The organism is Chryseobacterium elymi (assembly GCF_003385495.1).
Lineage (GTDB): Bacteria > Bacteroidota > Bacteroidia > Flavobacteriales > Weeksellaceae > Chryseobacterium > Chryseobacterium elymi.
On the sequence record NZ_QNUH01000014.1, the window covers coordinates 57,312 to 82,542 of the forward strand.

General features: G+C 36.5%; 16 protein-coding genes. 10 read left to right on the top strand and 6 right to left on the bottom strand.

Features of this window, described 5'->3' with window-relative positions; genetic code table 11:
• Positions 1-54 precede the first annotated feature (54 nt).
• Both DRF60_RS15500 and DRF60_RS15505 read right to left on the bottom strand, forming a co-directional pair.
• Positions 55-1,326, bottom strand: coding sequence for a helix-hairpin-helix domain-containing protein (locus DRF60_RS15500; protein ID WP_116012910.1), 1,272 nt, complete (start codon positions 1,324-1,326; stop codon positions 55-57).
• Positions 1,327-1,560: 234 nt separating this feature from the next.
• Positions 1,561-1,905: a MerR family transcriptional regulator gene (locus DRF60_RS15505; protein WP_116012911.1), complete on the bottom strand. Its 345-nt coding sequence runs from the start codon at positions 1,903-1,905 to the stop codon at positions 1,561-1,563.
• Between the two features lie 197 nt (positions 1,906-2,102).
• Between DRF60_RS15505 and DRF60_RS15510 the strand changes: the two genes are divergently transcribed.
• Complete coding sequence (locus DRF60_RS15510) at positions 2,103-2,984, top strand: AraC family transcriptional regulator (protein WP_116012912.1); 882 nt, start codon at positions 2,103-2,105, stop codon at positions 2,982-2,984.
• Positions 2,985-3,119: 135 nt separating this feature from the next.
• On the opposite strand, the gene ccoG is transcribed toward DRF60_RS15510, so the two are convergent.
• Complete coding sequence (gene ccoG, locus DRF60_RS15515) at positions 3,120-4,562, bottom strand: cytochrome c oxidase accessory protein CcoG (protein WP_116012913.1); 1,443 nt, start codon at positions 4,560-4,562, stop codon at positions 3,120-3,122.
• A 268-nt stretch (positions 4,563-4,830) separates the two neighbouring features.
• On the opposite strand from ccoG, the gene DRF60_RS15520 reads away from it, so the two are divergent.
• Entirely contained in the window at positions 4,831-5,724 is an 894-nt protein-coding gene (locus tag DRF60_RS15520; protein ID WP_116012914.1) for an SMP-30/gluconolactonase/LRE family protein, read from the top strand.
• Between the two features lie 221 nt (positions 5,725-5,945).
• On the opposite strand, the gene DRF60_RS15525 is transcribed toward DRF60_RS15520, so the two are convergent.
• The gene (locus DRF60_RS15525) at positions 5,946-7,253 is read right to left on the bottom strand and encodes a DEAD/DEAH box helicase (RefSeq protein ID WP_116012915.1); all 1,308 of its coding nucleotides are present in this window, start codon (positions 7,251-7,253) and stop codon (positions 5,946-5,948) included.
• A 248-nt stretch (positions 7,254-7,501) separates the two neighbouring features.
• A complete protein-coding gene (locus tag DRF60_RS15530; RefSeq protein WP_116012916.1) occupies positions 7,502-8,767 on the bottom strand; it encodes a C45 family peptidase in 1,266 nt (421 codons plus the stop codon).
• A gap of 212 nt (positions 8,768-8,979) precedes the next feature.
• Here DRF60_RS15530 and DRF60_RS15535 point away from each other — a divergent pair, with 212 nt between their 5' ends.
• The 6 genes from DRF60_RS15535 (at position 8,980) to DRF60_RS15560 (ending at position 20,469) form a co-directional block, all read left to right on the top strand.
• Complete coding sequence (locus tag DRF60_RS15535) at positions 8,980-10,899, top strand: DNA methyltransferase (protein ID WP_116012917.1); 1,920 nt, start codon at positions 8,980-8,982, stop codon at positions 10,897-10,899.
• Positions 10,900-10,902: 3 nt separating this feature from the next.
• Positions 10,903-13,455: a DEAD/DEAH box helicase family protein gene (locus DRF60_RS15540; RefSeq protein ID WP_116012918.1), complete on the top strand. Its 2,553-nt coding sequence runs from the start codon at positions 10,903-10,905 to the stop codon at positions 13,453-13,455.
• 159 nt (positions 13,456-13,614) lie between these two features.
• Positions 13,615-15,405, top strand: a complete 1,791-nt coding sequence (rpsA, locus tag DRF60_RS15545) for a 30S ribosomal protein S1 (protein WP_116012919.1) — start codon at positions 13,615-13,617, stop codon at positions 15,403-15,405.
• A gap of 247 nt (positions 15,406-15,652) precedes the next feature.
• On the top strand, positions 15,653-18,283 hold the full coding sequence (locus DRF60_RS15550; protein ID WP_116012920.1) for a T9SS-dependent M36 family metallopeptidase: 2,631 nt from the start codon (positions 15,653-15,655) through the stop codon (positions 18,281-18,283).
• 127 nt (positions 18,284-18,410) lie between these two features.
• Positions 18,411-19,391 carry an EamA family transporter gene (locus DRF60_RS15555; protein WP_116012921.1) on the top strand — a complete coding sequence of 327 codons (981 nt, stop codon included), beginning with the start codon at positions 18,411-18,413 and terminating at the stop codon, positions 19,389-19,391.
• An 82-nt stretch (positions 19,392-19,473) separates the two neighbouring features.
• Complete coding sequence (locus tag DRF60_RS15560) at positions 19,474-20,469, top strand: alpha/beta fold hydrolase (protein ID WP_116012922.1); 996 nt, start codon at positions 19,474-19,476, stop codon at positions 20,467-20,469.
• Between the two features lie 392 nt (positions 20,470-20,861).
• On the opposite strand, the gene rplS is transcribed toward DRF60_RS15560, so the two are convergent.
• Positions 20,862-21,218, bottom strand: coding sequence for a 50S ribosomal protein L19 (gene rplS / locus DRF60_RS15565; protein ID WP_116012923.1), 357 nt, complete (start codon positions 21,216-21,218; stop codon positions 20,862-20,864).
• A 293-nt stretch (positions 21,219-21,511) separates the two neighbouring features.
• On the opposite strand from rplS, the gene DRF60_RS15570 reads away from it, so the two are divergent.
• Together DRF60_RS15570 and DRF60_RS15575 are read left to right on the top strand one after the other, a co-directional pair.
• Positions 21,512-24,250, top strand: coding sequence for a fibronectin type III domain-containing protein (locus DRF60_RS15570; protein WP_116012924.1), 2,739 nt, complete (start codon positions 21,512-21,514; stop codon positions 24,248-24,250).
• 236 nt (positions 24,251-24,486) lie between these two features.
• Positions 24,487-25,188, top strand: coding sequence for a CoA transferase subunit A (locus DRF60_RS15575; protein WP_116012925.1), 702 nt, complete (start codon positions 24,487-24,489; stop codon positions 25,186-25,188).
• The last annotated feature ends 43 nt before the right edge of the window (positions 25,189-25,231 follow it).

Genomic DNA, 25,231 nt, shown 5'->3' on the forward strand with positions numbered 1-25,231 from the left:
ACTATCCAAAATAGCACATATTGTTTTGGGTAGTTTTTATTATATAGTTTCCAGTTATTTTAAATATAATTTCATTCTTTCTTCATACTCAGGCTTTAATTTTAAAAGCTTCAGAATTTTCTTATCATCCGTGTAGGTAGTCCGGTAGAATATGATCTTATCAGCAGAATATTTGAAGTAGGGATGATCTTTCAGCCATTCTTCAGGAGCTTCTGTTAGAGTATATTTAGGAACATTTGAAACATCCAGCGGAGCAATAGAAATTAATTTTTGAACCAAATTTTTATCAATATTATAGGTGTCTAAAATTTGTTGTTTATTGACAAAACCTCTCAGTTTTTTTCTAAATCCGATCATCGATCCCGCACTTTTTTCATCCAAACCAAATTCCAGCAATTGCTTGAAAGTGATCATATTTAAATCAATTTTTGAAAAATCAGTTTCCTGTTTTTGAGGGGTTGTATTTATATTGAGTTTAATATAAGGACTTAATTCCTGGAACTTTTCCGGAGAAATAACAACGCATTTCTTTATGTCTTCAAGAGATTTGAAGTCTCCTCTGAGATTTCTGTCCCGGTAATTGATAATTGTATTTGCCTGTTTTTCAGAAAACCCTAAACCTTTCCATCCATCCAGATCTAAAGTATTGGGATCAAATGAATGATACTGAATAGTAGATTTTATGGCGTACTGATGACCTGATTTTCTGAAATTATCAGGTGCTTTTACCGGAAGCAGTATATAAGGCTCAAGTTTGCTGTAATTTTCTGAAGAGATGATAAAACATTCTCTGAATTTTTCTTTACTTACGAAACTTCCTCCCAAATAATTCCTGTATTTTAAGATAGCTTCCGCCTGCTTTTCACTGAAACCCATTTTCATCCATTCCGAAGCAGAAAGAGCATCCGGATTGAATTTTTTAGAAACGAAAATTTCTTTCTTGTCATTAGTTTTAAACTTTTCAAAGTGACGGTCTTTGCCGTTTTCAGGAAGCAGAATGAAAGATTCCAGTGCAGTGAATTTCTCTTCAGAAATTGCATAGCATTTTTTGAGCTGTTCTTTTGATGTAAATTCACCTCCTACAATTTTTTTATAATTAAGAATCGCAGAGACCTGCTTTTCAGAAAACCCTAAATGCGTCCATTGTTTTGCATCAAGGTTATTAGGATCAAAATCAGACAGGTTGAGAGTAACAGAGCTTTCAGTAATGAATTTTACCTCAGGGAAATCTTCTTTTTCCCGGCTGGTATACTTCTGAAAAGCCAGCAGGACGATCAGCAGCATTCCCATGAATGCCAGTTTATGGTAATAGTTTTTTCTCATCATAAAGTAAACTTATCAATAAAAACAAGCCGAAGCAATGATGAAAAGCAGAAACGGGCGTTTTATCAAGTAAATTCAATACAATCACTTGATAAAATAAATTGAAATATATTGTATGCTAAATAATTTTAATGATTCTTAAAATCAATAGGTTACATTATTGTAGAAAGAACGGCAACAAGATGCCGAAAAGGTAACAGAATCTATTCTAAAATAGAAATTCTAAAAAAATTAAAATTATTCGGAATCTCTGTCTGCCAGAGAAGCCTTCAGTTTCTGAAGCTCGGCTTTTATAAATTCAAGACGGTCAATGATAGTAACTGTTTCAGAAATTTTACTGTTGGTCGTCAAAGCAACCCTTGCTCCATCCAGTGTATAGCCTTTTTCCTTTACCAGATGGTAGATCATCTGCAGGTTCTTGATATCTTCAGGAGTAAAATACCGGTTGCCTTTCTTGTTCTTTTTAGGCTTGATAATAGGAAATTCCTGCTCCCAATAACGTATTAATGAAGTATTTACATCGAAAGCTTTTGCAACCTCTCCAATGGAATAATACAGTTTGTCAGGTAAATTTATTTTCATTGTTACGAATCCTAAAAGCCAAAGATAAAAATTTTTTAACCTCGCATGCAAATTATACAGCTTCTATTCATGTATTCCAGACAATATCAAAAATTTCCGGATAAAGAATTGATAAAAACCTGTCTTTTTATGAAGCTTGTTTTTTCTCTCTTTTTACAGTACTTTTATACAATAACTACGCCTGCATATTATCAGTAATGAATTCTATCTCCGTTCTTCATATTGACCTTTTCCAGTCCGGCAGAAATACTTCCCATTTTTATTTCAATACCATGAAAGAACACCTGGTGGTAGGACACCGGCATATTGAAAAGCCGCACCGGCATGATTTCTATGCTGCTGTTCTTTTTACCCGGGGACAAGGAGTTCATGAGATCGATTTTCAAAAATATGATGTCTCTGAGGGAAGCCTTTTTTTTCTTTCTCCCGGACAGATCCACAGCTGGGAGCTTTCAGAAGATATTGACGGATATATTTTCTTTTGTTCTCAGGAATTTTACGAAATGCATTATGTAAATCAGAAATTAAGAAACTTTCCGTTTTTCGGTTCCGTATCTTTTCCCAGGAAGCTGCAGCTGGATGCTGATGAGCTGATAAAAAACAAGATCTTATTTCAGGAGCTGGGAAGAGAGCATCAGTCCCAAAATCTTATGAAAGAAGGATTGATCCTTTCATTAATGTCTCATATTTTCATTAATTCAGCCAGGCTGTTTTCAAAAGAAATTGACAGCTTTTCTTCTTCCGCGAGCCTTTCTTATTTTAAACATTATCAGGATTTTGAAAACCTGATTGAGCAGCATTTTACAACTCAGAAATCTATATCTCATTACGCTTCGTTATTAGGAATTACCCCAAAACACCTGAACCGGATTGCACAGACCGTGGTTCAGAAAACAGCAACCGATGTTATCACTGAAAGAGTAGTGCTGGAAGCCAAAAGAATGCTGATGTACCTTGATGAAAGCCTTGTGGAAATTGCTTTCAGGCTTGGTTATGAAGAATATTCCTACTTTGTAAGAGTATTCCGGAAAAGTTCCGGAATGACTCCTACTCAGTTTATGAGAAAATACAAGGTTTAAAATTTAATATTTAAAGATAGAATAGGGAAGACTGAAGATAGATGTTTATCGAAGTCAAATCTCTCGTCTAGTGTCTGAAATCTGGCATCTGATATCTAAAATCTTGATTCTTGGTTCTTGTCTCTTGGTTCTCCTTTACAACAAAAGTTTAAACGGTCCTTCAAACGTCGTCTCAAAAGAATCCAGCATTTCTCCTTTTTCATCAAAAACACCGATCACCATATTCTGCTTGGAAAATTGAATATCTTCTTCCGGAAAGGTAATATTGATATTTCCTTTCAGGATTTCGTCACCTTTCAGAATGATCTTTTCAGAACCGAAATAAGTGATCTCTGCATGAGCAGGAGTCATTACTTTAATCGTAAGAATTTTCTTCTCATTGGATTTATTTAAAAGGGTATAAATAAAAGTATTCGTGATCTTGCCGTCTTTAATAAAGAATGTGGAACCAGCCGGCTTGATGAATTTAGCTTCCATAGATCCTCGGTCATACATTAAGAATCCCAGAAATCCAATCAGCAGGGCCAGAAATATCGTGGTTGCTTTCATTCTTGATGTAAACCTGAACGTTTCCCGGTTTTCAATTTCTGCTTCCGTAGCATAGCGGATCAGTCCTTTTGGAAGTCCTACCTTATCCATTACCTCATCACAGGCATCGATGCAGGCTGTACAGTTTACACATTCCAGCTGCTGGCCGTTTCTGATGTCGATACCTGTAGGACATACCACGACACACTGATGACAATCGATGCAGTCTCCTTTTCCTGTGGCTTTACGGTCTTCATTGTTTCTCCATTTTGAGCGGTTTTCACCTCTTTTGAAATCATAGTAAACATTAATGGTCTGTTTATCGATCAATACGCCCTGAAGCCTTCCGTATGGGCATACCAAAGTACAAACCTGTTCGCGGAGCCAGGCGAAAACAAAGTAAAATGTCATCGTAAAAAATATCATTACAAGGAATTTCATAGGATGTGCTTCCGGCCCTTCTTTCATAATCAGGAATACCTGTTCGTATCCTACAATGTACATGAACATGAAATGAGCAATGATCAGTGAGATCAGTGCAAAAACGGACCATTTCAGCACTCTTTTTCTGATCTTTTCGGCATTCCATTCCTGTCTGTCCAGTTTCATCTGCTTATTTCTGTCACCTTCTATCAGGTATTCAATCTTTCGGAACACCATTTCCATGAAAAGTGTCTGCGGACACAGCCAACCACAGAATATTCTTCCGAAAACTACTGTAAACAGCATAACGAAGATTACGGACGTTACTGCACCTAATGCAAGAATAAAGAAATCCTGCAGATAAAAGGGCTGCCCGAGGATAAAAAACCTCCTGTCAATCACATTGATCAGAAGAAAAGGATTGCCGTTGATCTTTACAAATGGCAATCCGAAAAATATGGCCAGCATGAGAAAGCTTGCGTAGTTCCTGTAGTTGGTATACTTTCCTTTTGGTTTCCGGGGAAATACCCATTTCCTTTTCCCCGTTTCATCCATGGTTCCTACCGAATTCCTAAACGTCTCATTTTCAAATTCTACAAATTTGTCGCTGTTTGATTCTGCACTCATTGCGGTACTTTTGTTAAGTTAAAAAGTATTAAGGTGATATTTCGAGGCTGGATCAAACTGTTTTTCAGTCAGTTTTTCAGAGGATAAAAATAGTGTTGATCTTACCGTAGCAAAGGTCCGGATAAAACTATTTTTTAACTAATACCATCTGCTTCAAAAATAGGATAATTGAGACATTTTTATTTCGAATTTTATTATATCAAAATGAGTAAATGTATTGGGATGTTATGACTGATATTGTAACTTGCAGTCTTTAAATAAATGAAGAATGAAAAAGATAGGTTACATAAGTGTAATTGGTTTGGTTTTCGCATTGGTAAACTGTCAATCAGTAAATTATAACAAAATGTTTTATGAAGGTGTGCAACCGGAGAAGATTTCGGATCAGTTCAGTTTTACAGAAGGACCGTCTTCGGATCAACATGGGAATGTTTATTTCACTGACCAGCCCAATGATAAAATCTATTACTGGGACTGGAAAACAAATAAGATCATAGAGTTTTTAGGAAAAACAGGGAGAGCAAACGGCACTCACTTCGATAAAGACGGAAACCTCATCACCTGTTCCGATGATCAGGGCGAAATCTGGAAAATTTCAAAAGATAAAAAAGTAGAGGTGCTCCTGAAAGGTTTTCAGGGGAGAAGGTTGAACGGACCTAATGATATCTGGAATGATTCATCCGGGGGAATGTATTTTACAGATCCTTTGTATGAAAGGGATTATTGGGTAGATTTTAAACAGGAGATCCCTCATAAAAGCCTTTATTACAGGTCCAAAGAAGGTAAAACAGTTAAGATTGAGACTTTTGTGCAGCCCAACGGAATTGTCGGAAGTGAGATGTTTAGTAAACTTTATGTTTCGGATATCGATGCCGGAAAAACCTACATTTATGATATTCTGGGTGAAGGAAAACTATCTGAAAAAAGGGTATTTTGCGAAATGGGCTCAGACGGTATGACCCTGGATAAACATGGGAATCTTTATTTAACAGGAAAAGGGGTTCATATTTTCAGCCGTCACGGGAAAAAGCTTTACCATATTCCTATCGAAGAAGACTGGACGTCTAATGTAACTTTTGGAGGTGAAAATAATGATATTCTGTTTATTACGGCTTCAAAATCTGTTTACAAGCTACCCACTAAAGTAAGGGGAGTGAAATAATGTCATTGCGAGGAGCGTAGCGACGAAGCAATCTCTAATTGCAAATTTAAATCTGTGCGATTCGTAGGAACTGTAAAGAAAGAACCAATCTTAAATTTTTATAATTTTTTTGAGATTGCTTCACCTTCGGTTCGCAATGACAGTGTAAAAAAAATAAGAGAAGCCCACAACAGGCTTCTCTTAATATTCTTAAAAGCTTAATACTGAATTAATTGTTCAAATTAATAAGCCACTTCCATTTTGACTTTCTTCCCCTTCAGTTTTTCATTGCTTAATTTCTTCAGAACAAAGCTTACTTTATTTCTGGTAACCGCCACATAAGAAGTCGTGTCTTTCACTTCAATGATGCCGATATCTTCTTTCTGGAGTTCACCTTTTTTAATGAGATATCCTACAATATCCACCTTATTCACTTTATCTTTTTTTCCGGCACTGATGTAAACCGTCTGGAAAGGAGTTTTCTCCGGAACTTTATTAAAACCGGCTACACTCTCTTCCGGTGTATTACTTTTAATGAACGGGAAATTTTCATCTTCGGTCATGATCAGGTAAGCAAAACCTTTGGCATTCATTCTTGCTGTACGGCCGTTTCTATGGATGAAAGCATCTTCTTTCGGAGGAAGCTGGTAATGAACAATAGATTCCACTTCAGGAACATCAAGACCACGGGAAGCCAGATCTGTAGTGATTAAAATCCTTGCAGAATCATTCCTGAATTTCAGAAGGGCACGTTCTCTTTCATCCTGTTCCATACCGCCATGGAACGTTTCCCTGTCGATTCCTTTCTCTCTTAAAAGTTCAGAAATACGGTCTACAGCTTCCCGGTGATTGCAGAATATCAATGTTCTTTTATTCCCGATCTTGCATATTAAATTAAAAAGGGTATCCAGCTTCTCTTCAGAAATGGTCATTACTTTCCGTAACTGAATGTCCGGTTTTACCTCGCTTAATTTTAAAAAGTCAATGATCTTTTCATTTTTTAAGCCTGTAAATTTCGGAATTTCATCCATTGCCGTTGCTGAGGTTAGGATTCTTTGTGAAAGGCCTTTTAGCGAACCGGAAATATATTCCATATCTTCGTGAAAGCCTAATTCCAAAGCCTTATCAAACTCATCCAAAACCAAAGTTTTAATCGTTTTGGGATCAAAGTTGCTGTTTCTCAAATGATAGGTAACCCTTCCAGGCGTTCCGATCAAAACTGCCGGAGCTTCAATTAAATTATTGACCTCAATTTTTTTATCATGACCGCCGTAGCATACAGAAACTTTAAAATCTGTTCCCATCGATTTGAAAACCTGCTCAATTTGCAATGCCAGTTCTCTTGCAGGAACTAAAATCAATGCCTGGATTCCTGAAATATCTTTTTTAAGATTTCGTAGGACAGGAAACAAAAAAGCAAGTGTTTTTCCTGAACCGGTAGGAGAAAGCAAAACAACATCCGTATTGTTTTCCGTAGTTTTATAGGTAGATTTCTGCATCTGATTCATATCCTGAATCTGCAGTTTTTGATAAATTGAGTCTAATTCCATTTTGCAAAGATAATGAATTTAGAGGGCAAGTTTTAAGTCGGGAAGTTTGAGGGTTTTAGAGTGGGATCGTTTTTGAGTTACGAGGTGCGGAATTCGAGTTTTAGAGTTGAAGGGTTTGAATTATAGGGAATCAAATAATATTCTTAATCTCAGTCTAAACCTTTATCCCAACCTTAGTCTGAAATCTCATGTCTAGTATCTTGGCTCTTGGCTCTTGGTTCTTGGTTCTTGGTTCTTGGTTCTTGAATCTATCTCGGCAACCTGCTCAACATCTCCTTCCCCCTTAATAAAGTCACAGGATAAGCTTCATCAGGATTGGTTATGGCTTTTTGATAAAGTTCCTTTGCCCTACTTTTATTTCCTTGAGTGAAATTAATAAAACCTGATATTTCGTACATGAAATTACGGAGTTTGAGATCTTTTTCTTCTTTGGCTGACAGATATTTCAAAAGTTTTTCCGCGGAGGTGAGCCTGGCGTCTTGGTATGGTTGGATATCGTATCCATTAGATTTGCTGAACCAGTAATCCCACATGGCGCCATTATTGTGCTCGTTCCAGGAATATTTAATCAGCTGTAAGGCTACTTCCAGTAGAGCGGGATCCAGGTTTTTATTCTTCGGATCTGCTTGTGCGCTTTCTGCAATATACCGGTCGATAGTGCCTTCTATACCTTTATCCTGCATTTCCTGAAAAATAGATTCCTTAAGATATAAAGAATGATTCTTGAAAAAAATTTCGTAAGCAAATGGAATAGGAAAATGATCGGCAAGATTTTCTATGTGGTAGCCCTTTTTCAGTTCAGATTTTAAATCAATTTTATAGACCGTATTGTAATCGTGAAAAAGATAGACATAGATAATTCCTTTTTTGAGATCACAGATAGTAGAATACAATGTGTTTAACTCTCCTTCCTGATGAGTTTTATCCAAAATGTTTTTCAGGAAATCGATATTGTTTTCCTTAGAGCTGGAAAGCATTTCGTTGGCAATGTCAGGTCTTCTGCATGACAGCTTTCCATTAATCATATTACAGTTTGAATTCACCTGAAAGTCACCATTCTTTTCTATGATGCCTCCGGGAGTGATCACGATAGAGTTTCCTTCTTTATCGGCTAATAAAGCTTTAGCGGATATTGCATAATCATATTTCTTCAGAATGACCATGGCCTCTTTTACCGTTTTGCATTTCCCTAATATCTCCCACATCAGATCGCCTTTATAAGGATTTTTCAGGTTTAATTTACTCAGATCATAGTTAGCAGCCGCAAAATCATAAAAGAGTCCGTGTTCATTCATTGCAGCAGCAGCCTGCATATCCGGGGCTCCGAAACAAACGGATCCGTAGCGGTCTTTAGTGGGGGGATTATACCATATCCTTGTAAAAGGAGTAACATCATCTTCATTAGCGGCTACAAAGCTTTCACCTCCTCTTGAACAGGAAAAAATAGTACACGCTTTTAAGGTGTTATTGTATGAAAGCAAAATGATCAGAACTAGAAGAAATATTCTATGCATGGCTTTGACTGTTAAGAGTTTGATTTATCTCAGACTCTCTATTAAAACAATTCAGCTGATAAATGTATTACACTGGAATTTGAATTTCTATTTGATCTTAGAATAAGAAACTAGGTTGAAAATCCATTTACGATTATTGGTTTATGGATTCCCGTAATGATATAGTATGCTGACATTATACATTTGAGGTAATTAAAATAATAATCAACAAAATGAAACTATACCAAACCTTAGAATCTCAGCTTAAAAAAGAACCTAATTACGTCTCGGATAATGATGAAGTCAAAAAATGGGTAGTGCTCAACAAAGCACAAAATTTTGATGAAGAACTCATTGGATTACTATTGGATGACTCAGAGTTAAAAGAAAAATTTTTCACCAACATAAAAGATGTTTTGATATTCAATCAAAACCTTTTCATACAATTTCTCGAACAGAAAAATTATCTCAACGACAGTTACACTCAATTTAAGAATAAAGTTGGTTTGTCGGTTGATGGCAAATATCTGAAGCAACGTAACGAAGTAGCTTTGGTTTGGCCGTTCAAAGACTGTATTTTGGAAGGCGGACAAAGCCGTGAAGAGGATAAAAGAGACGAAATTTTCTTTAATGAAACTTTAGCGCAGGACGAAATAACCCAATTACTTGATCCAAAAGTTCTAACAAATGCTAAAAAGTTTGATAAAGATGGTGAAAAAGATTTTGACCAATTCAATCGCAATGAAAACGGAACAATTACCGATAATCTTATTATCAAAGGAAATAATCTTCTGGCATTGCATTCTCTAAAGAAAGAATTTGCCGGAAAAGTGAAGCTGATTTATATTGATCCACCTTATAATACTGGTGGAATGGGCGACACATTTACGTACAATAACAATTTTAAGCGTTCAACTTGGCTTACATTTATGTACAATCGTTTAGAAGCTGCCAAATCGTTACTAAGCAAAGATGGTGTTTTAATAGTTGCTATTGATGAGAATGAACAACCTCATTTAGGAGTATTACTAAAAGATTTATTTCAAGACTATGAAGTTCATTGTATAACCATAGTTCACAATCCAAGAGGTGTACAAGGAACAAATTTCTCATACACTCATGAATATGCTTTTTTTGTTTTTCCAGCTAAACAAAAATTAATTCAAAATAGAAAAATTGAGGAAAAGGATATTGATTGGAGAGGCTTAAGAGATAATGGAGGGGAGAGTTTAAGGACTGACGCTAAAAATTGCTTTTATCCTATTATTGTTGATAAATCTACATTAGAAATAATTGACTTTGGTAGTATTGTTCCAGAAAATATTTCGATTAATAAAAGAGTTATCGAAAATGAGAATCAGTTATTTATTTACCCGGTAGATAACGAAGGAATAGAAAGAAAATGGAGATATGCACGTCAAAGTATTGATGAAGTGAAAAACTTATTGCGGTGTAATAAAGTAAAAGATACTTATGATGTTAAAATTGGAAAAGACTTTGGCCAATATAGAACAGTTTGGATTGATTCAAGATATGATTCAAATGAATATGGAAAAAAAATGATAAATTCACTTGTTCCAAATAACCCTTTTTCTTACCCAAAATCACTTTGGAATGTATATGATTGCATATATGCAGTAGTAGGCAAAGATAAAGAAGCTATTATTTTAGATTATCACGCAGGAAGCGGAACAACTGCACACGCTGTTTTAGAACTAAATAAGAGAGATGGCGGAAACAGAAAATTTATTCTTTGTGAACAAATGGATTATATTGAAACTGTTACTACTAAGCGAATTCAGAAAGTAATTGAACAGAACCACTCAGATTCATTTACATACCTCGAGCTCAAAAAATACAACCAAACTTTCATCGAAAAAATAGAAGAAGCGGAAAATTCTGAAAGTCTTCTGCAAATCTGGGAAGAAATGAAAACCAAATCTTTTCTTAATTACAATGTTGATCTCAAAAAACAGGAGGAACATTTTGAAGATTTTAAAGCATTAAATCTGAATGAACAAAAGCAACATCTTTGCGAACTGCTCAATAAAAATCAGCTGTATGTGAATCTATCTTCACTTAACGACGAAAATTTTGAGTGTACACCGGAAGAAAAGCAACTAACAAAAGAGTTTTATCAACTTAAAAATTAGCAAATGGCATTTCTATACGATACACTTTTACAGGAATTTGGGAAAAGAGCCATTTCTCAGGTTTCAGTTCCAACGCAACTTTCAGATAATTTGAAATTTAGGCAAAGACCCTATCAGCAGGAAGCATTTCAGCGTTTTATTCTTTGCCACTCAGAAAGTTTTGCTGGAAAACCGCATAAACCGCTTCATTTACTGTACAATATGGCAACAGGAAGTGGTAAAACTTTGGTAATGGCGGGCTTGATACTTTATTTGTATGAAAAAGGATACCGTAATTTCCTGTTTTTTGTAAACAGTAATAATATCATCCAGAAAACAAAAGACAATTTTCTTAATCCTCAAACGTCTAAATATCTGTTCAATGATAAAATTATCATCAATGGAAAAGAAGTTTTGCTGAAACAGATTGATAACTTTGATGAAGCCGATGATGAGAATATGAATGTCAAATTTACAACCATTCAGCAGCTGCATATTGATTTGAATAATACCAAAGAAAACAGCATTACTTATGAGGATTTTACAGATAAAAAAATAGTAATGATTGCCGATGAAGCACATCATTTAAGCAGTGGGACAAAAGCAGGAAATCTTTTTGGTAGCTGGGAAGAAACAGTTTTGAAAATCCTTCATCAGAATTTTGACAATATTCTTTTGGAATTTACGGCAACTCTGGATTATGATAGTCGGGAAATTATCAATAAGTATAAAGATAAAGTAATTTATAAATATGATCTTTCGCAGTTCAGAACAGATAAATTTTCTAAAGAAATTAATCTTGTCCGTTCCTTGTATGACGAGAAAGAACGTATAGTTCAGGCTTTGATTCTTAATTTGTACCGTCAGGAATTAGCAACGATTAACAGTATTAACTTAAAACCAGTTATTCTTTTTAAAGCCAAGAAAACGATAAAAGAATCTGAACAGAACAAAGAAAATTTCCACCAACTGATCGAAGATTTATCTGAAACGATGGTAGAAAAAATTAAAAAAACTTCTACAGTTCATATTGTTCAGAAAGCTTTTCAGTTTTTTGAAGCCAAAAATATTTCGTTTAATGAGATTGCAAAACGCATTCACGCCAATTTCCGGGAAGAAAACTGTCTGAGTGCAAATAATGATACTGAGGCAGAGAAAAACCAGATTTTACTCAATACTTTGGAAGATGAAAATAACCCGATTCGAGCTGTATTTGCGGTCCAAAAATTGAATGAAGGCTGGGATGTACTCAATTTATTTGATGTTGTAAGACTATATGAAGACCGTGACGGAAAAGACGGAAACCCGGGTAAAACAACCTTGTCGGAGGCACAGTTGATTGGGCGTGGAGCAAGATATTATCCTTTTGCTTTGAAAGAAGGCGAAGATAAATTTGTCCGGAAGTATGATGATGACATTACCAACGATCTGAAAATTTTAGAAGAATTATATTACCACACCAAAGAAGACAGCCGTTATATTTCGGAACTTAAAAAAGCGTTGGTAGAAACCGGAATTTATGAAGATGAGGTTAATCTTGAAATCAAAAAACTAACTTTAAAACCAATATTTAAAAATTCCGAACTCTATAAAAAAGGCTATGTTTTTGCTAATAAAAAGCTGCCAAAAAATTTTGGAAGAGTACAATCAATTGTCGATTTGGGGGTTACTAAAACTAATTACCGGCATCAGCTTTCCTCAGGTGGCGGAAGGGTTTCCAGTGTGTTTTTTGAACTGGAAAGTCCCGTTACTTTTGATGAAGGTATAAAATCTAAGGATGTAAGGATTGCAGATATTCAAAAACACATTGTCAGATACGCTTTGAGCCAGAATCTGTTTTATTATTTTGACAATCTTTCGCATTATTTCCCTAATATTCCGTCGCTTTCAGCTTTTATTGAAGATAAAGCGTATTTGGGCAATTTGGAAATAACCTTCTTAGGTAGTCATAACCGTCTTCAGGAAATTTCACATTTTGATTATCTTCAGGCGTTGAATGGACTTTTACAAAATATAGAAACAGAGATTAAAAAGAATGCTACGGATTATGAAGGTTCAGAATATTACCCGCAACCCATTCATCAGGTTTTCAGAGATAAGGAAATCAGGGTAAATAAATACAGCGAAAGAGCAAAAGGACAGGAAGATTTGGTTTTAAAAGAGCCTTGGTACGCTTATAATGCCAACTATGGTACAAATGAAGAAAAGAAATTTGTAGAACTTTTCTCCAGACGTTTTAAAGGTTTCAGTCACAAGTTTGAAAATGTTCATCTTATCCGGAATGAAAGGGAAATTAAAATTTTTGACAAATACGGCCGGGCATTTGAACCGGATTTTTTACTATTCTGCAGTGAGAGGGCCAATAAACAGTTGACTTTTCAGGTATTTATCGAACCAAAAGGAGCTCACTTAATAGGATATGATAAATGGAAAGAAGATTTTTTGAAAGTAATAGGAAGTGAGCAAAAATCTATCAAAATGTATACAGATACCTACAAAATTACAGCGGTTCCTTTCTATAACTATGGCAATGAAAACGAGTTTAAGAAGGTTTTGGAAAGTACATTTGAAAAATAAAATTATTGTATTTAGTTGAAATAAATTTCATATCTTTGCACCCACTTTTTGTGTGAAAGGTTTGAAAGGTAAATTATTAAAAATTAATTACTTCCGTATTTTTTAGATCCACATTTATTCAGACCATTAAAAAAGAAGGAATACAAATTTTATTAGAAAATGTCAAAAGAGACAAATTCAGCAGAGGTTTTATTAAACCAAAACGTAGCACCGGAACAATTTGATTGGGATTCATTCGAATCAGGTCTTGATGCAGATGCGAGAAAAGAAAAAAGCGATTTAGAAGAAATCTATAACGGATCTCTTAGCAGCTTGAATGATAACGACGTTATCACTGGTAAAGTTGTGAGATTAACGGATAAAGAAGCTATCGTTGACATCGATTTCAAATCTGAAGGTGTTATTTCTCTTAACGAATTCCGTTACAATCCAGGCCTTAAAGTAGGTGATGATGTTGAAGTAATGGTAGACAGAAGAGAAGACAAAACCGGACAATTACAATTATCCCACAGAAAAGCTAGAACGCTTAAAGCTTGGGATAGAGTAAACGAACTTCACGAAACTGGAGAAATCGTTAACGGTTTTGTTAAGTCTAGAACTAAAGGAGGTATGATCGTTGACGTACACGGAATCGAAGCATTCTTACCAGGTTCTCAGATTGATGTTAAGCCAATCAAAGATTACGATCAGTTCGTAGGTAAAACTATGGAGTTCAAAGTTGTGAAAATCAACCCTGAGTTCAAAAACGTAGTAGTATCTCACAAAGCATTGATCGAAGCAGATATTGAAGGTCAGAAAAAAGAAATCATCGCTCAGCTTGAAAAAGGTCAGGTTCTTGAAGGTACTGTTAAGAATATTACTTCTTACGGTGTATTCATTGACTTAGGAGGTGTTGATGGATTGATCCACATTACAGACCTTTCTTGGTCTAGGGTGAACCACCCATCTGAAATTCTAGAAGACGGACAGACTGTAAAAGTTGTTATCCTTGATTTCGATGATGAGAAAACAAGAATCCAGTTAGGTATGAAGCAATTAGAGGCTCATCCTTGGGATGCTCTTTCTGCTGACATGAAAGTTGGTGACAAAGTAAAAGGAAAAGTAGTAGTTCTTGCTGACTATGGTGCATTTGTAGAAATTGCTCCAGGTGTAGAAGGATTAATCCACGTTTCTGAAATGTCTTGGTCTACTCACTTAAGATCTGCAGGAGACTTCGTGAAGGTAGGTGATGAAGTAGAAGCTGAAGTATTAACATTAGACAGAGAAGAAAGAAAAATTTCTCTTGGTATCAAGCAGTTATCTAAAGATCCATGGGAAAATATCGAAGCTAAGTATCCGGTAGGATCTCAGCATGTAGGAACTGTAAGAAACTTCACTAACTTTGGTGTATTCGTAGAGTTAGAAGAAGGTATCGACGGATTAATCTATATCTCTGATCTTTCTTGGACTAAGAAAATCAAGCACCCATCTGAATTCTGTGCAGTTGGTGATAAATTAAACGTTATCGTTCTTGAATTAGACATCCAGGCTAGAAGACTATCTTTAGGTCACAAGCAGTTAACTGAAAACCCTTGGGATAAATTCGAAACTAAATATGCTGAAGGTACTATCCACGCTGGTAAAGCTGTAGAAGTTCACGATAAAGGAGCTTCTGTACAGTTCGAAGACGTAGAAGTAGAAGCTTTCTGCCCATCAAGATTATTAGAGAAAGAAGATGGATCTAAAATCAAGAAAGGTGAAGATGCTCAGTTCAAAGTAATCGAATTCAACAAGGAATTCAAAAGAGTAGTAGTTTCTCATACTGGAATCTTCAGAGACGAAGAGAAGAAAAATATGAAAGACTCTGCTTCTAGAAACGTATCTTCTTCTTCAAACAACGAAGAGAGATCAACTCTTGGAGATATCGATGCATTAGCAGAATTGAAAAGAAAAATGGAAGAAGGTAAATAATCCTTTAATCCATTGAATAATATGAAGCCGCTCAAATGAGCGGCTTTTTTGTTATTCATATATAATTTAGATTTATCAGCTCCAATTAATCCTGTGATACAGGTAGGTATTGTGTCTTAATTATTAAAATGATAAAAAGCGTAATGATGGGGGTTATTTAAGGATGGTGTTTATTTTAAAAAAATAATTTATAAAAATAATATATTTATTGTAGATTATTTGTAGATTAGCGGCTTTATTAGTAAAAATGAAAAAAATAACTCTACCTCTTTTGTTTGCTGCATTCGTAGTGTTTCCTTCTGCTTTATTTTCACAAGATAACGAGAAGCTGGTTAAAGATTATATTTCTCAAAATAAGATCAGGGAATATAAAAAGAGCGACCTTACTAATTTCGTCATTGATAATATTGATTATTCAAAATCAATGAACGGGGAAGTGGTAAAGTTCTTACAAACCTATAACGGCCTTCCGGTGTACAGTTCAGTAGGAACAGCTCTGGTTCAGAATAATAAGATTGTCTATTATACAGATAATTTTGTAAAGGATTATACTGCATCTACATCAAGCAATGCTGCGGTCAATAAGCATACAGCACTTCAGAAAATCGCTGAGGAATTGAAGAATCCTGACATTGCTGATTTTACTATCCTGGAATATCTTGAAAAAAGTAATAAACGGGCGACATCGGCAAATCAGAGACTTGTGTATACAAATGACGGAAGTGGTAATTTACGCCTGGCGTATGAGTATACTCTGGCAGAACCTAAATCCCCAAATTATTGGAACATTTTAGTGGATGCAAATGACGGAAAGATATTAGTGAAAAATAATCTGACTTTATCTTGTAATTTCCATCCTGAAGCATTTGCTTCGGATACAAGTCATAACCATGCTGATCATTTTGAGAATACACCCATGGGTCCTCAGAATAATATAGCGCAAAATATGGCGCCTTTGTTTGCTCCTGATAATGCATCGTATAATGTATTTCCTATGCCGATAGAAGCACCTACTTTTGGAGCAAGATCAGTCATCAGTAATCCCTGGATACTCAATGCTTCTCCCGAGGGATGGCATTCTGACGGAACTACACACTATACGGTTACCAGAGGAAATAATGTTTTTGCATATGAAGACGTTGCAGGAACTGCCTTAACGGTAGCTCCCGATTATTTACCAGGAACTCCTGCGGAAGGCGGAGCAGCAAGAAATTTTAATTTCCCTTTCAATATTAATGAACTGCCGGTAAACAACAGAAATGCTTCCATTACCAATCTGTTTTATCTGAATAATAGAATTCATGATGTTTTCTACCAGTTTGGATTTACAGAATCTGCCAGAAACTTCCAGCAGAATAACTTTGGAAAAGGTGGAGTAGATGATGATTCTGTGTATGCTGAAGCCCAGGATGGAGGAGGTACAAATAATGCTAATTTCTCTTCACCTCAGGATGGATATAACCCAAGAATGCAGATGTATCTTTGGTCACCTGTAGGAAGAGTATTTTTTTACAACGCACCGGGAGCAGCAGTTTCCCGTACACCAGGAGCAGGAACTGCACAGTTTGGCAATCCTCTTACCTTTACCGGAACTACCGGAAATGTTAAGCTGTCACCAGTTTTGGATGGTTGTACAGCCTTGCCGGCGGGATCACTTGCAGGGAATATAGGCTTGGTGGAAAGAGGGACATGTGCTTTTGCCATTAAAACAAAAAACCTTCAGGATGCCGGTGCCATTGCTGCTGTGATCTATAATAATCAGGCTAATGGTGCCACTTTAAGTAATATGTCAGGAACAGATGCAACGATTACTATTCCATCTGTACTTATTGCTTATTCAGAAGGAGAATACATAAAAACTCAGCTTTCTGCAAATACAACGGTAAACATCACATTAAAAGCGAACATGACACCGGATGGAAGCTTTGATAACGGAATTGTAACTCACGAATATGGTCATGGAATTTCTAACAGAATGACGGGTACGGGATATGGATGCTTAAATTCAAATGTCAGTAAAGAGCAAATGGGAGAAGGTTGGTCGGATTTCTTTGCATTGATGCTGACAAACAAGCCTGGTGATAATGCTGGTGTGGCAAGAGGAATAGGAACCTATGTAGGTGGACAAGCAATTACGGGTTCTGGAATCAGACCCGCTAAATATTCACCGGATTTTGCAGTCAATAATTATACCTACGGAAGAACAAATGGTATGGAATATACGAACCAAAATGGCAATATCGTACCGGATGTACACTCTATTGGTTTTATCTGGGCAACAATGCTTTGGGATCTGCATTGGAAATATGTTGCAAAATATGGATACTCTTCAGATGTAATGGCAAATACAACGAACGGAAGCTCAAGAGTATTACAGCTCGTTACGAATGCGTTGAAACTTCAGGCATGTAATCCTAGCTTCATTGAAGGTAGAGATGCTCTGTTAGCAGCAGAACAAGTAGCTACACAGGGACAGGATAAATGTATGATCTGGCAGGTTTTTGCAAAAAGAGGTTTAGGTACCGGAGCATCAACAGGACTTAAAGCTAATATCAATGATCAGGTGGAAAGTTTTGCTCTGCCGGCTGAGTGTGCTGTGTTGGGTACCGACGAGGTAAAATCGGCTAAGGAAAATCAAATTTCAATCTATCCAAATCCTGCCAAAGATGAATTTTACATCAGATTTCCAAGCAGTACTATTGGAAAAGTAAGTCTGGAAATCTATGATATGTCAGGAAAACTGGTGTCTTCAGAAGATAAGATTTCACCGGATTCCAAAAAGGCAGTTTCTACAAATAACCTTACAAACGGAACCTATATGGTAAAAGTTAAAGGCCTTGGTTTCGAAGCTGCTTCTAAAGTAATCGTTAAGAAATAAATACTTTTATATCCATTAACTATAAGAATCGCTGCAAGCAGAGCTTGCAGCGATTTTATTTATCTATCATATTGATGCCTCCGGTATTTCAATTATTGTTGTAACTTTGCTGGCTGTTAAAAAAATTATGAAGAAGAAAAATATACTCAAGGGAGTTTTATTCGTAGGGATCGGGGCCAGTATATACGGAATGCTGGCTACATTTGTTAAAATGGCTTATCATGATGGTTATACCACTTCAGAAGTCACCACTTCCCAGTTCTTGTTGGGGTTGATTGGACTTTTGATCCTGAACTTTATACAAACCATCACATCAAAACAGAAGCTTTCATCACCAAGTTCCAAAGAAGTGAAGATGCTGATGATTGCAGGAACATCTTTAGGATGCACAAGTTTATTCTATTATATTGCAGTTCAGTATATTAATGTTTCCATAGCAATTGTGCTGCTTATGCAGTCAGTTTGGTTCAGTGTTGTTGTGGAAAGTATCATAGCAAAGAAATTGCCCAATGCCAGAAAAGTAATTTCTGTGATTATTGTCCTGGCAGGTACTATACTGGCTACAAATCTGATTAATATGAATATTGAGCTCGACTGGCATGGGATCTTCTGGGGCTTAATGGCGGCAGCTTCCTATACAATGACCATGTTTACATCCAATACGCTGGCTACACATCTTCCTGTATTCAGGAAAAGTATTATTATGCTTTGCGGAGGGGCGGTGGTAGTCATTGCATTCCTGTTTTTTGCTCAGATCGGGCCTATGTATTCTGACGGGCTGAAATCATTATATCTCAATTTTACAGAAAATACAGAACATATTCATTCGTTCAATTATTCAATATTCTGGACATACGGATTTGTTTTGGCTTTGTTTGGAACCATTGTTCCGCCGATCTTATTCAATATTGGTTTCCCAAATGCCGGGCTTGGGTTGGGAAGCATTGTTTCATCATTGGAACTTCCGGTTTCAGTAACTATGGCTTTCGTTTTATTGGGTGAAAAAGTCTTACTGATACAGTGGATGGGAATTATTCTTATCCTTTTTGCCATTATACTGATGAATCTTCCTGCAAAAAAAGAGTTAAAAGCAGTTGAAGTTGCCTAAAAAATAGATCAATTAAATTTTGTTAAAAACCTGTTCCTTTTGGATCGGTTTTTTTAATTTTAATAGCTAAAACAAAGCGCTCATGACTTATTTCAGAAAAGCAGCGGCTGTAATCATGCTGTCTGCAATACCCACCTTTCTATTTTCGCAGATAAAGCCACTTGATGCAATGTTATCTGATTATCAATATCCATATGAGGTTCACTATCTTGATTTCAAGTCTCAAGGTAATGAACTCAAAATGGGCTATATGGATGTACAACCCCAAAATCCGAATGGAAAAACAATCATGCTTCTTCACGGAAAAAATTTTAACGGAGCATATTGGCAAAAGACGGCAAAAGATCTTTCGGAAAAAGGTTTCAGAGTGATTATTCCTGATCAGATCGGATTTGGAAAATCTTCTAAACCTCAGGGTTATCAGTTTTCTTTTTCACAGCTGGCCGAAAATACAAAATTCATACTGGATAAACTGGAAATTGATAAAACTATAGTACTGGGGCATTCCATGGGCGGAATGGTTGCAGTAAGATTCGCATTGCTTTATCCTGAAAAAGTTCAGAAGCTGATCCTGGAAAATCCTATAGGTTTGGAGGATTATAAAACCTTTGCAGCTTACCAGACTATAGATCAGGCCTATCAGTCTGAGCTTAAAAATACTGTCGAAACGTACAAAGCTTACCAGTTAAAATTTTATTACGATAATCAATGGAAAGATGAATATCAGCCGTGGCTGGATCTTATTGCTGGCTGGACCCTGCACAAAGATTATCCACTGGTAGCCTGGAACGCTGCTTTGACTTCAGACATGATCTACAACCAGCCTGTTTGCTATGAATTTAAAAATGTCAAAACGCCTACGCTGCTTATTATCGGAACAAGAGACAGAACGGCAATAGGAAAGGACAGAGCACCTAAAGAGTTTCAGCCTAAAATGGGGCAGTACCAAGAATTGGGGAAAAAGACACAGCAGGAAATTCCCGGATCAAAATTAATTGAACTTGAAAATGTAGGTCATCTTCCACATATAGAAGTTTATCCTAAGTTTTTTAGTGCTTTGTATGAGTTTATTAAGTGAGGTTGAGGTAAGGCAGAGGAGATTAATATTAAGTTGTGCTTTATTGATTATTAGGTAACTTATAATTGGCATAGGAAGCTGTAGTGTTAAAAAAATTACAACTTAATCCGTTAAAAAATTCCCACTGTCTGAGTGCGGATGAAATATTGAGCCGGAACGACAATGCTAAAACCCGCGCGAGTTTGGGAATTTTAGGAGTAAGTTTTAATTTTTAACGAAAGATTCCAGTCTTGAACTTTTGGTTCATTTTGTTTCAAGACAAAAAAACTAATTGAACAATAATTCTTTTATAATTAAAATTGTAAAAAGGCTTTCAAAGCCCCGCAGTTATGACAAAATAAAAAGAGACTACCTGAATAGATAGTCTCTTTTTGTATGTATTGTTGTCTGAATTACTTTTTCTTGTAAGCAGCATCTTTGATTCTAGCTTTTTTACCTCTAAGGTCTCTGAAGTAATAAATTCTAGATCTTCTAACTCTACCTCTTCTGTCAACTTCAATTTTCTGAAGTGCAGGCATGTTGATAGGGAATACTCTCTCTACACCTATATCTCCACTCATCTTTCTGATTGTGAATGTTTTTGTAGCGCCAGTACCTCTCAATTGGATAACGGTACCTTTGAAGAACTGAGTTCTGGTCTTTTGTCCTTCTTTAATTTCGTAATACACAGTAATTGTGTCTCCTGCTTTGAATTCAGGGAAATCTTTTTTAGTAATGTACTGGTCTTGTACGTACTTTAATAAATCCATTATTAATAAAATAAAATGTTAAAGCTAAGCAACTTACACGTTCTTCGTCAGAGGTTGAATAACAGGTCGCAAAGATACAAAATACTTTTTGATTCTACCAAATAATTAATGTACTAAAAACTATAATTTTTTCAGCCTCAATTTGCCGTAAAGTTAACAGTTCCTTTAAGTTCCCATCAGGCACAGTTTATATGAGAAGTCTACTTTTGCCCGAAATTAAAAGAATCAGATCATTATTTTTTTAATGGCCTGATTTACAAATTGAAATAAATCTATACCAAAGTAAACTATCTATGAAACATTATTTCTTCTTTTTCTGTTTTGCCGTCCAGATGGCATTCGGACAGACGCTGTTTCCTTATCTCCAGAACCCGACACCGAATTCGATGATTGTCAACTGGAAAACGGCTGCCAATAACGAAACAACTGTAATCTACGGAACATCTCCAACCAGCCTGAATGTAACGGTTACTGGAACCACCAATATTTTTTCTGATACAGGGTATAATAATAACTATTATTATCACACTGCAAAAATCGCAGGCTTGCAGCCCAACACCAAATATTACTATAAGATAAAGACCGGAACCACAGAGTCTTCAGTTTATAATTTCAGAACGCTTCCTCTGCCGGGTCAGCCCGCTACTGCAGACGGGAAAATACGTTTCCTGATTATGGGAGATAACCAGATCAAAGCGGAACCAAGGTATGATACGCTTACCCTGAATGCCTTCAAAAAATTAAAACAGAAATTCGGAGCCAATTCTGATCCTTCGGATAATATAGCACTTACTTTTATGGTGGGAGACCAGGTGGATGTAGGAACACTGGACCATTATGAAAATGTCCATTTTAAAAAGAACATTAAATTATCGCCATATCTTCCTATTCAGACCACGGTAGGAAACCATGAGACTTACGGAACTCTTGGGATGAATTCTTATTATGCCCATTTCTATATCGATGAAATTAAATACAAAAATATTTCGTCAGGAAACGAAAATTATTATGCACAACAGGCTGGAAACGTTTTGTTTGTAAGTTTAAGTTCAGAGCATACAGGTACCGCACAGCAAACCTGGCTTTCCCAGATTCTGAATGAAGCTAATGGCGATCCTACGGTAGACTGGATTATCTCGTTAAGCCACAGACCTTATCAGGCAGAGCAATATGTAGGAGATATCTCTACATGGGTAAGAAACAATGCAGTACCATTGTTGACGACGTCCAATAAATATTTAATGCACGTTGGAGCTCACCACCATCTGTACCATAGAGGGCAATTGAAAGAAACCCCGAATTACCAGATTATTTCCGGAGGTACCGCCTGGGATCAGTATTGGGGAATGTCTAATGAGCAGGATTTTGATGATGTACAGAAAACTCTGACTGACTGGACGTATCAGATCGTGGAAGTAGATGTACAGACCGGAAAAGTAGATATAGAATGCTACTCAATTGGTGGTGTCTACAACAAGAAGCAAAACGAATTGGTAGATACCTTCCATCGGTATAAAAATCAGCCCAAGCCTTCGAAACCATCTATCACCAATACTTTTTCGTCATCAGTTACGTTGCCTTTGACTCTTAACGGAAGTGCTTTTGCGTCATCCAACGGAGAACTTCTGAATACAACGCAGTTCCAGATCAGTAAGGCGGCCAATTTTTCAGTCATTGAAAAAGAATTTTACCGTGATTATGAAAACTGGTTCGGAAAAGACGGAAACGGAACACCGGATAAAACGAAAAACTTAAATGCCGGAGTTGATATTACAAAAGCAACCATTGCCGCGAATTCAATCTCAAACGGGACTTATTATGTAAAGGTTCGTTACCGAGACAGAAATTTGGAATGGAGTGACTGGAGTGACGTAAAACAGTTTGAGGTAACCGGAAGTGTGGTTTCCAATCCTACCTTTACATTAGACAAAACTGAATATACGCAAGCTGAGCCTATTACAGCGACTTATACAGGAGGACCCGGAAATCAGCAGGATTGGGTTGGGATCTATAAAAAAGGACAGACTCCTGCTACTACAACTTCTCAGGGCTTTATCTATACCAACGGACAGACTGCAGGAACGGCTGTGTTCACGAATGGTCTTGCCAATAAAGGTCAGTATTTTGCGGGTTTCTTTGCCAATGGAGGGTATACTGAAATTACAGGCAGAAAAAGCTTCTACGTAGGACCGGAAGTATTGCTACAGGCTACAGCAGATACTTATCCTGTAGGCGGAACGGTGGTCATCAATTACAGTAACGGACCGAATTTGGTGAAAGACTGGATCGGAATTTATAAAATGGGACAGACACCGGGAACCAATACTTCTATCAAATGGAGTTATGTAACAACACCTTCAGGAACATTGAATTTCGCAGGTCTTCCAAAAGGGTATTATTACGCTCAGTATCTTCTTGAAGACGGATATACAGGAATTGGGGAAAAGGTATTCTTTAAAGTTGGGGATATTGTAACGGATCTATGGATCAACAAACCTGTTTATACATTAGGTGAAAATATTACCGCTTCATGGACGGATTCTCCCGGAATTATCAAAGACTGGCTGGGAATTTATCCTCAGAGTGTTCAGACTCCGGATGATAATTTTGTTTCTTATACTTATTTCGATGGAGTTACCCAGGGAACAAAGACTATTCAGGGAACAGCGCTTCCTACGACACCCGGGAATTACTATATGGTGATGTTTACGAATGATTCTTATACAGAGGTTTCCAACAGAAAACAGTTCCAGGTAACCTCCGGAACACTGGGAACCGATGAAGTGAAAAGTACGGAGAAAAATGTAGTGATATATCCGAACCCAACGAAACCGGGTGAGCCTACATTCATCAAGAGTGATTACCCGATTGAGAAAATTGAGTTGGTATCAGCATCCGGACAATTGTTGTATGAATCCAAAAACATTAATAATCAACGTTTCTCTCTGGTGAACGAAAATCTTCCGAAAGGGGTATACTTCGTGAAAGTGCACACAAGAAAATTATTTACTCTAAAACTGGTTATACAGTAAATAACAGTAACGTAACAATAATAAAAGCCAAAAGTGAATAAAACAAACATTTCTCGTATTTTACTGGAAGCAAAAGAAGAATCAACCATTTATAAATATTAAATCATTAACTCTCCGTGATTTCACGGAGAGTTCCTTCTTTGCTTTTGATTATTCCTTTGAAAACAGCATGAATTTCGTCTTTAGGATATATGATAAAATTTATTAAATTTAACGGACAGAAAATCTAGTATTTCATGATAGATAAAAGAGTAAAAAATGCGAAAGAAGCCATCAACGGAATTGAAGATGGAATGACCCTGATGTTGGGCGGATTTGGTCTTTGCGGAATCCCTGAAAACTCCATAAATGCTTTGGTAGAGAGTGATGTAAAAGACTTAACCTGTATTTCAAACAATGCCGGTGTGGATGATTTCGGATTAGGTCTGCTGCTTCACAAAAGACAGATCACAAAAATGATTTCTTCCTATGTAGGAGAAAATGCAGAGTTCGAAAGACAGATGCTTTCAGGAGAATTGGAAGTTGAGCTTACCCCTCAGGGAACTTTGGCAGAAAAATGCAGAGCGGCTCAGGCTGGAATTCCTGCTTTTTATACCCCTGCAGGCTACGGAACGGAGATCGCAGAAGGTAAAGAAGTAAAAGATTTCGACGGAAAGCCTCACATTCTGGAACACGCATACAAAGCAGACTATTCCATCGTAAAAGCTTGGAAAGGAGACCATGTCGGAAACCTGATCTTTAAAGGTTCTGCAAGGAATTTCAACCATCCCATGGCAGGTGCAGCAAAAATTACCATCGCAGAAGTAGAAGAACTGGTAGAACCGGGAACATTGGATCCCAATGAGATCCATATTCCGGGGATTATGATCCAGAGAATCTTCCAGGGTGAAAAATTCGAAAAGAGAATAGAGCAGAGAACAGTTAGAACAAAAGAATAAACAATTCTATTTTTTTACCACAAAAGGCACAAAAGCTTTTAAC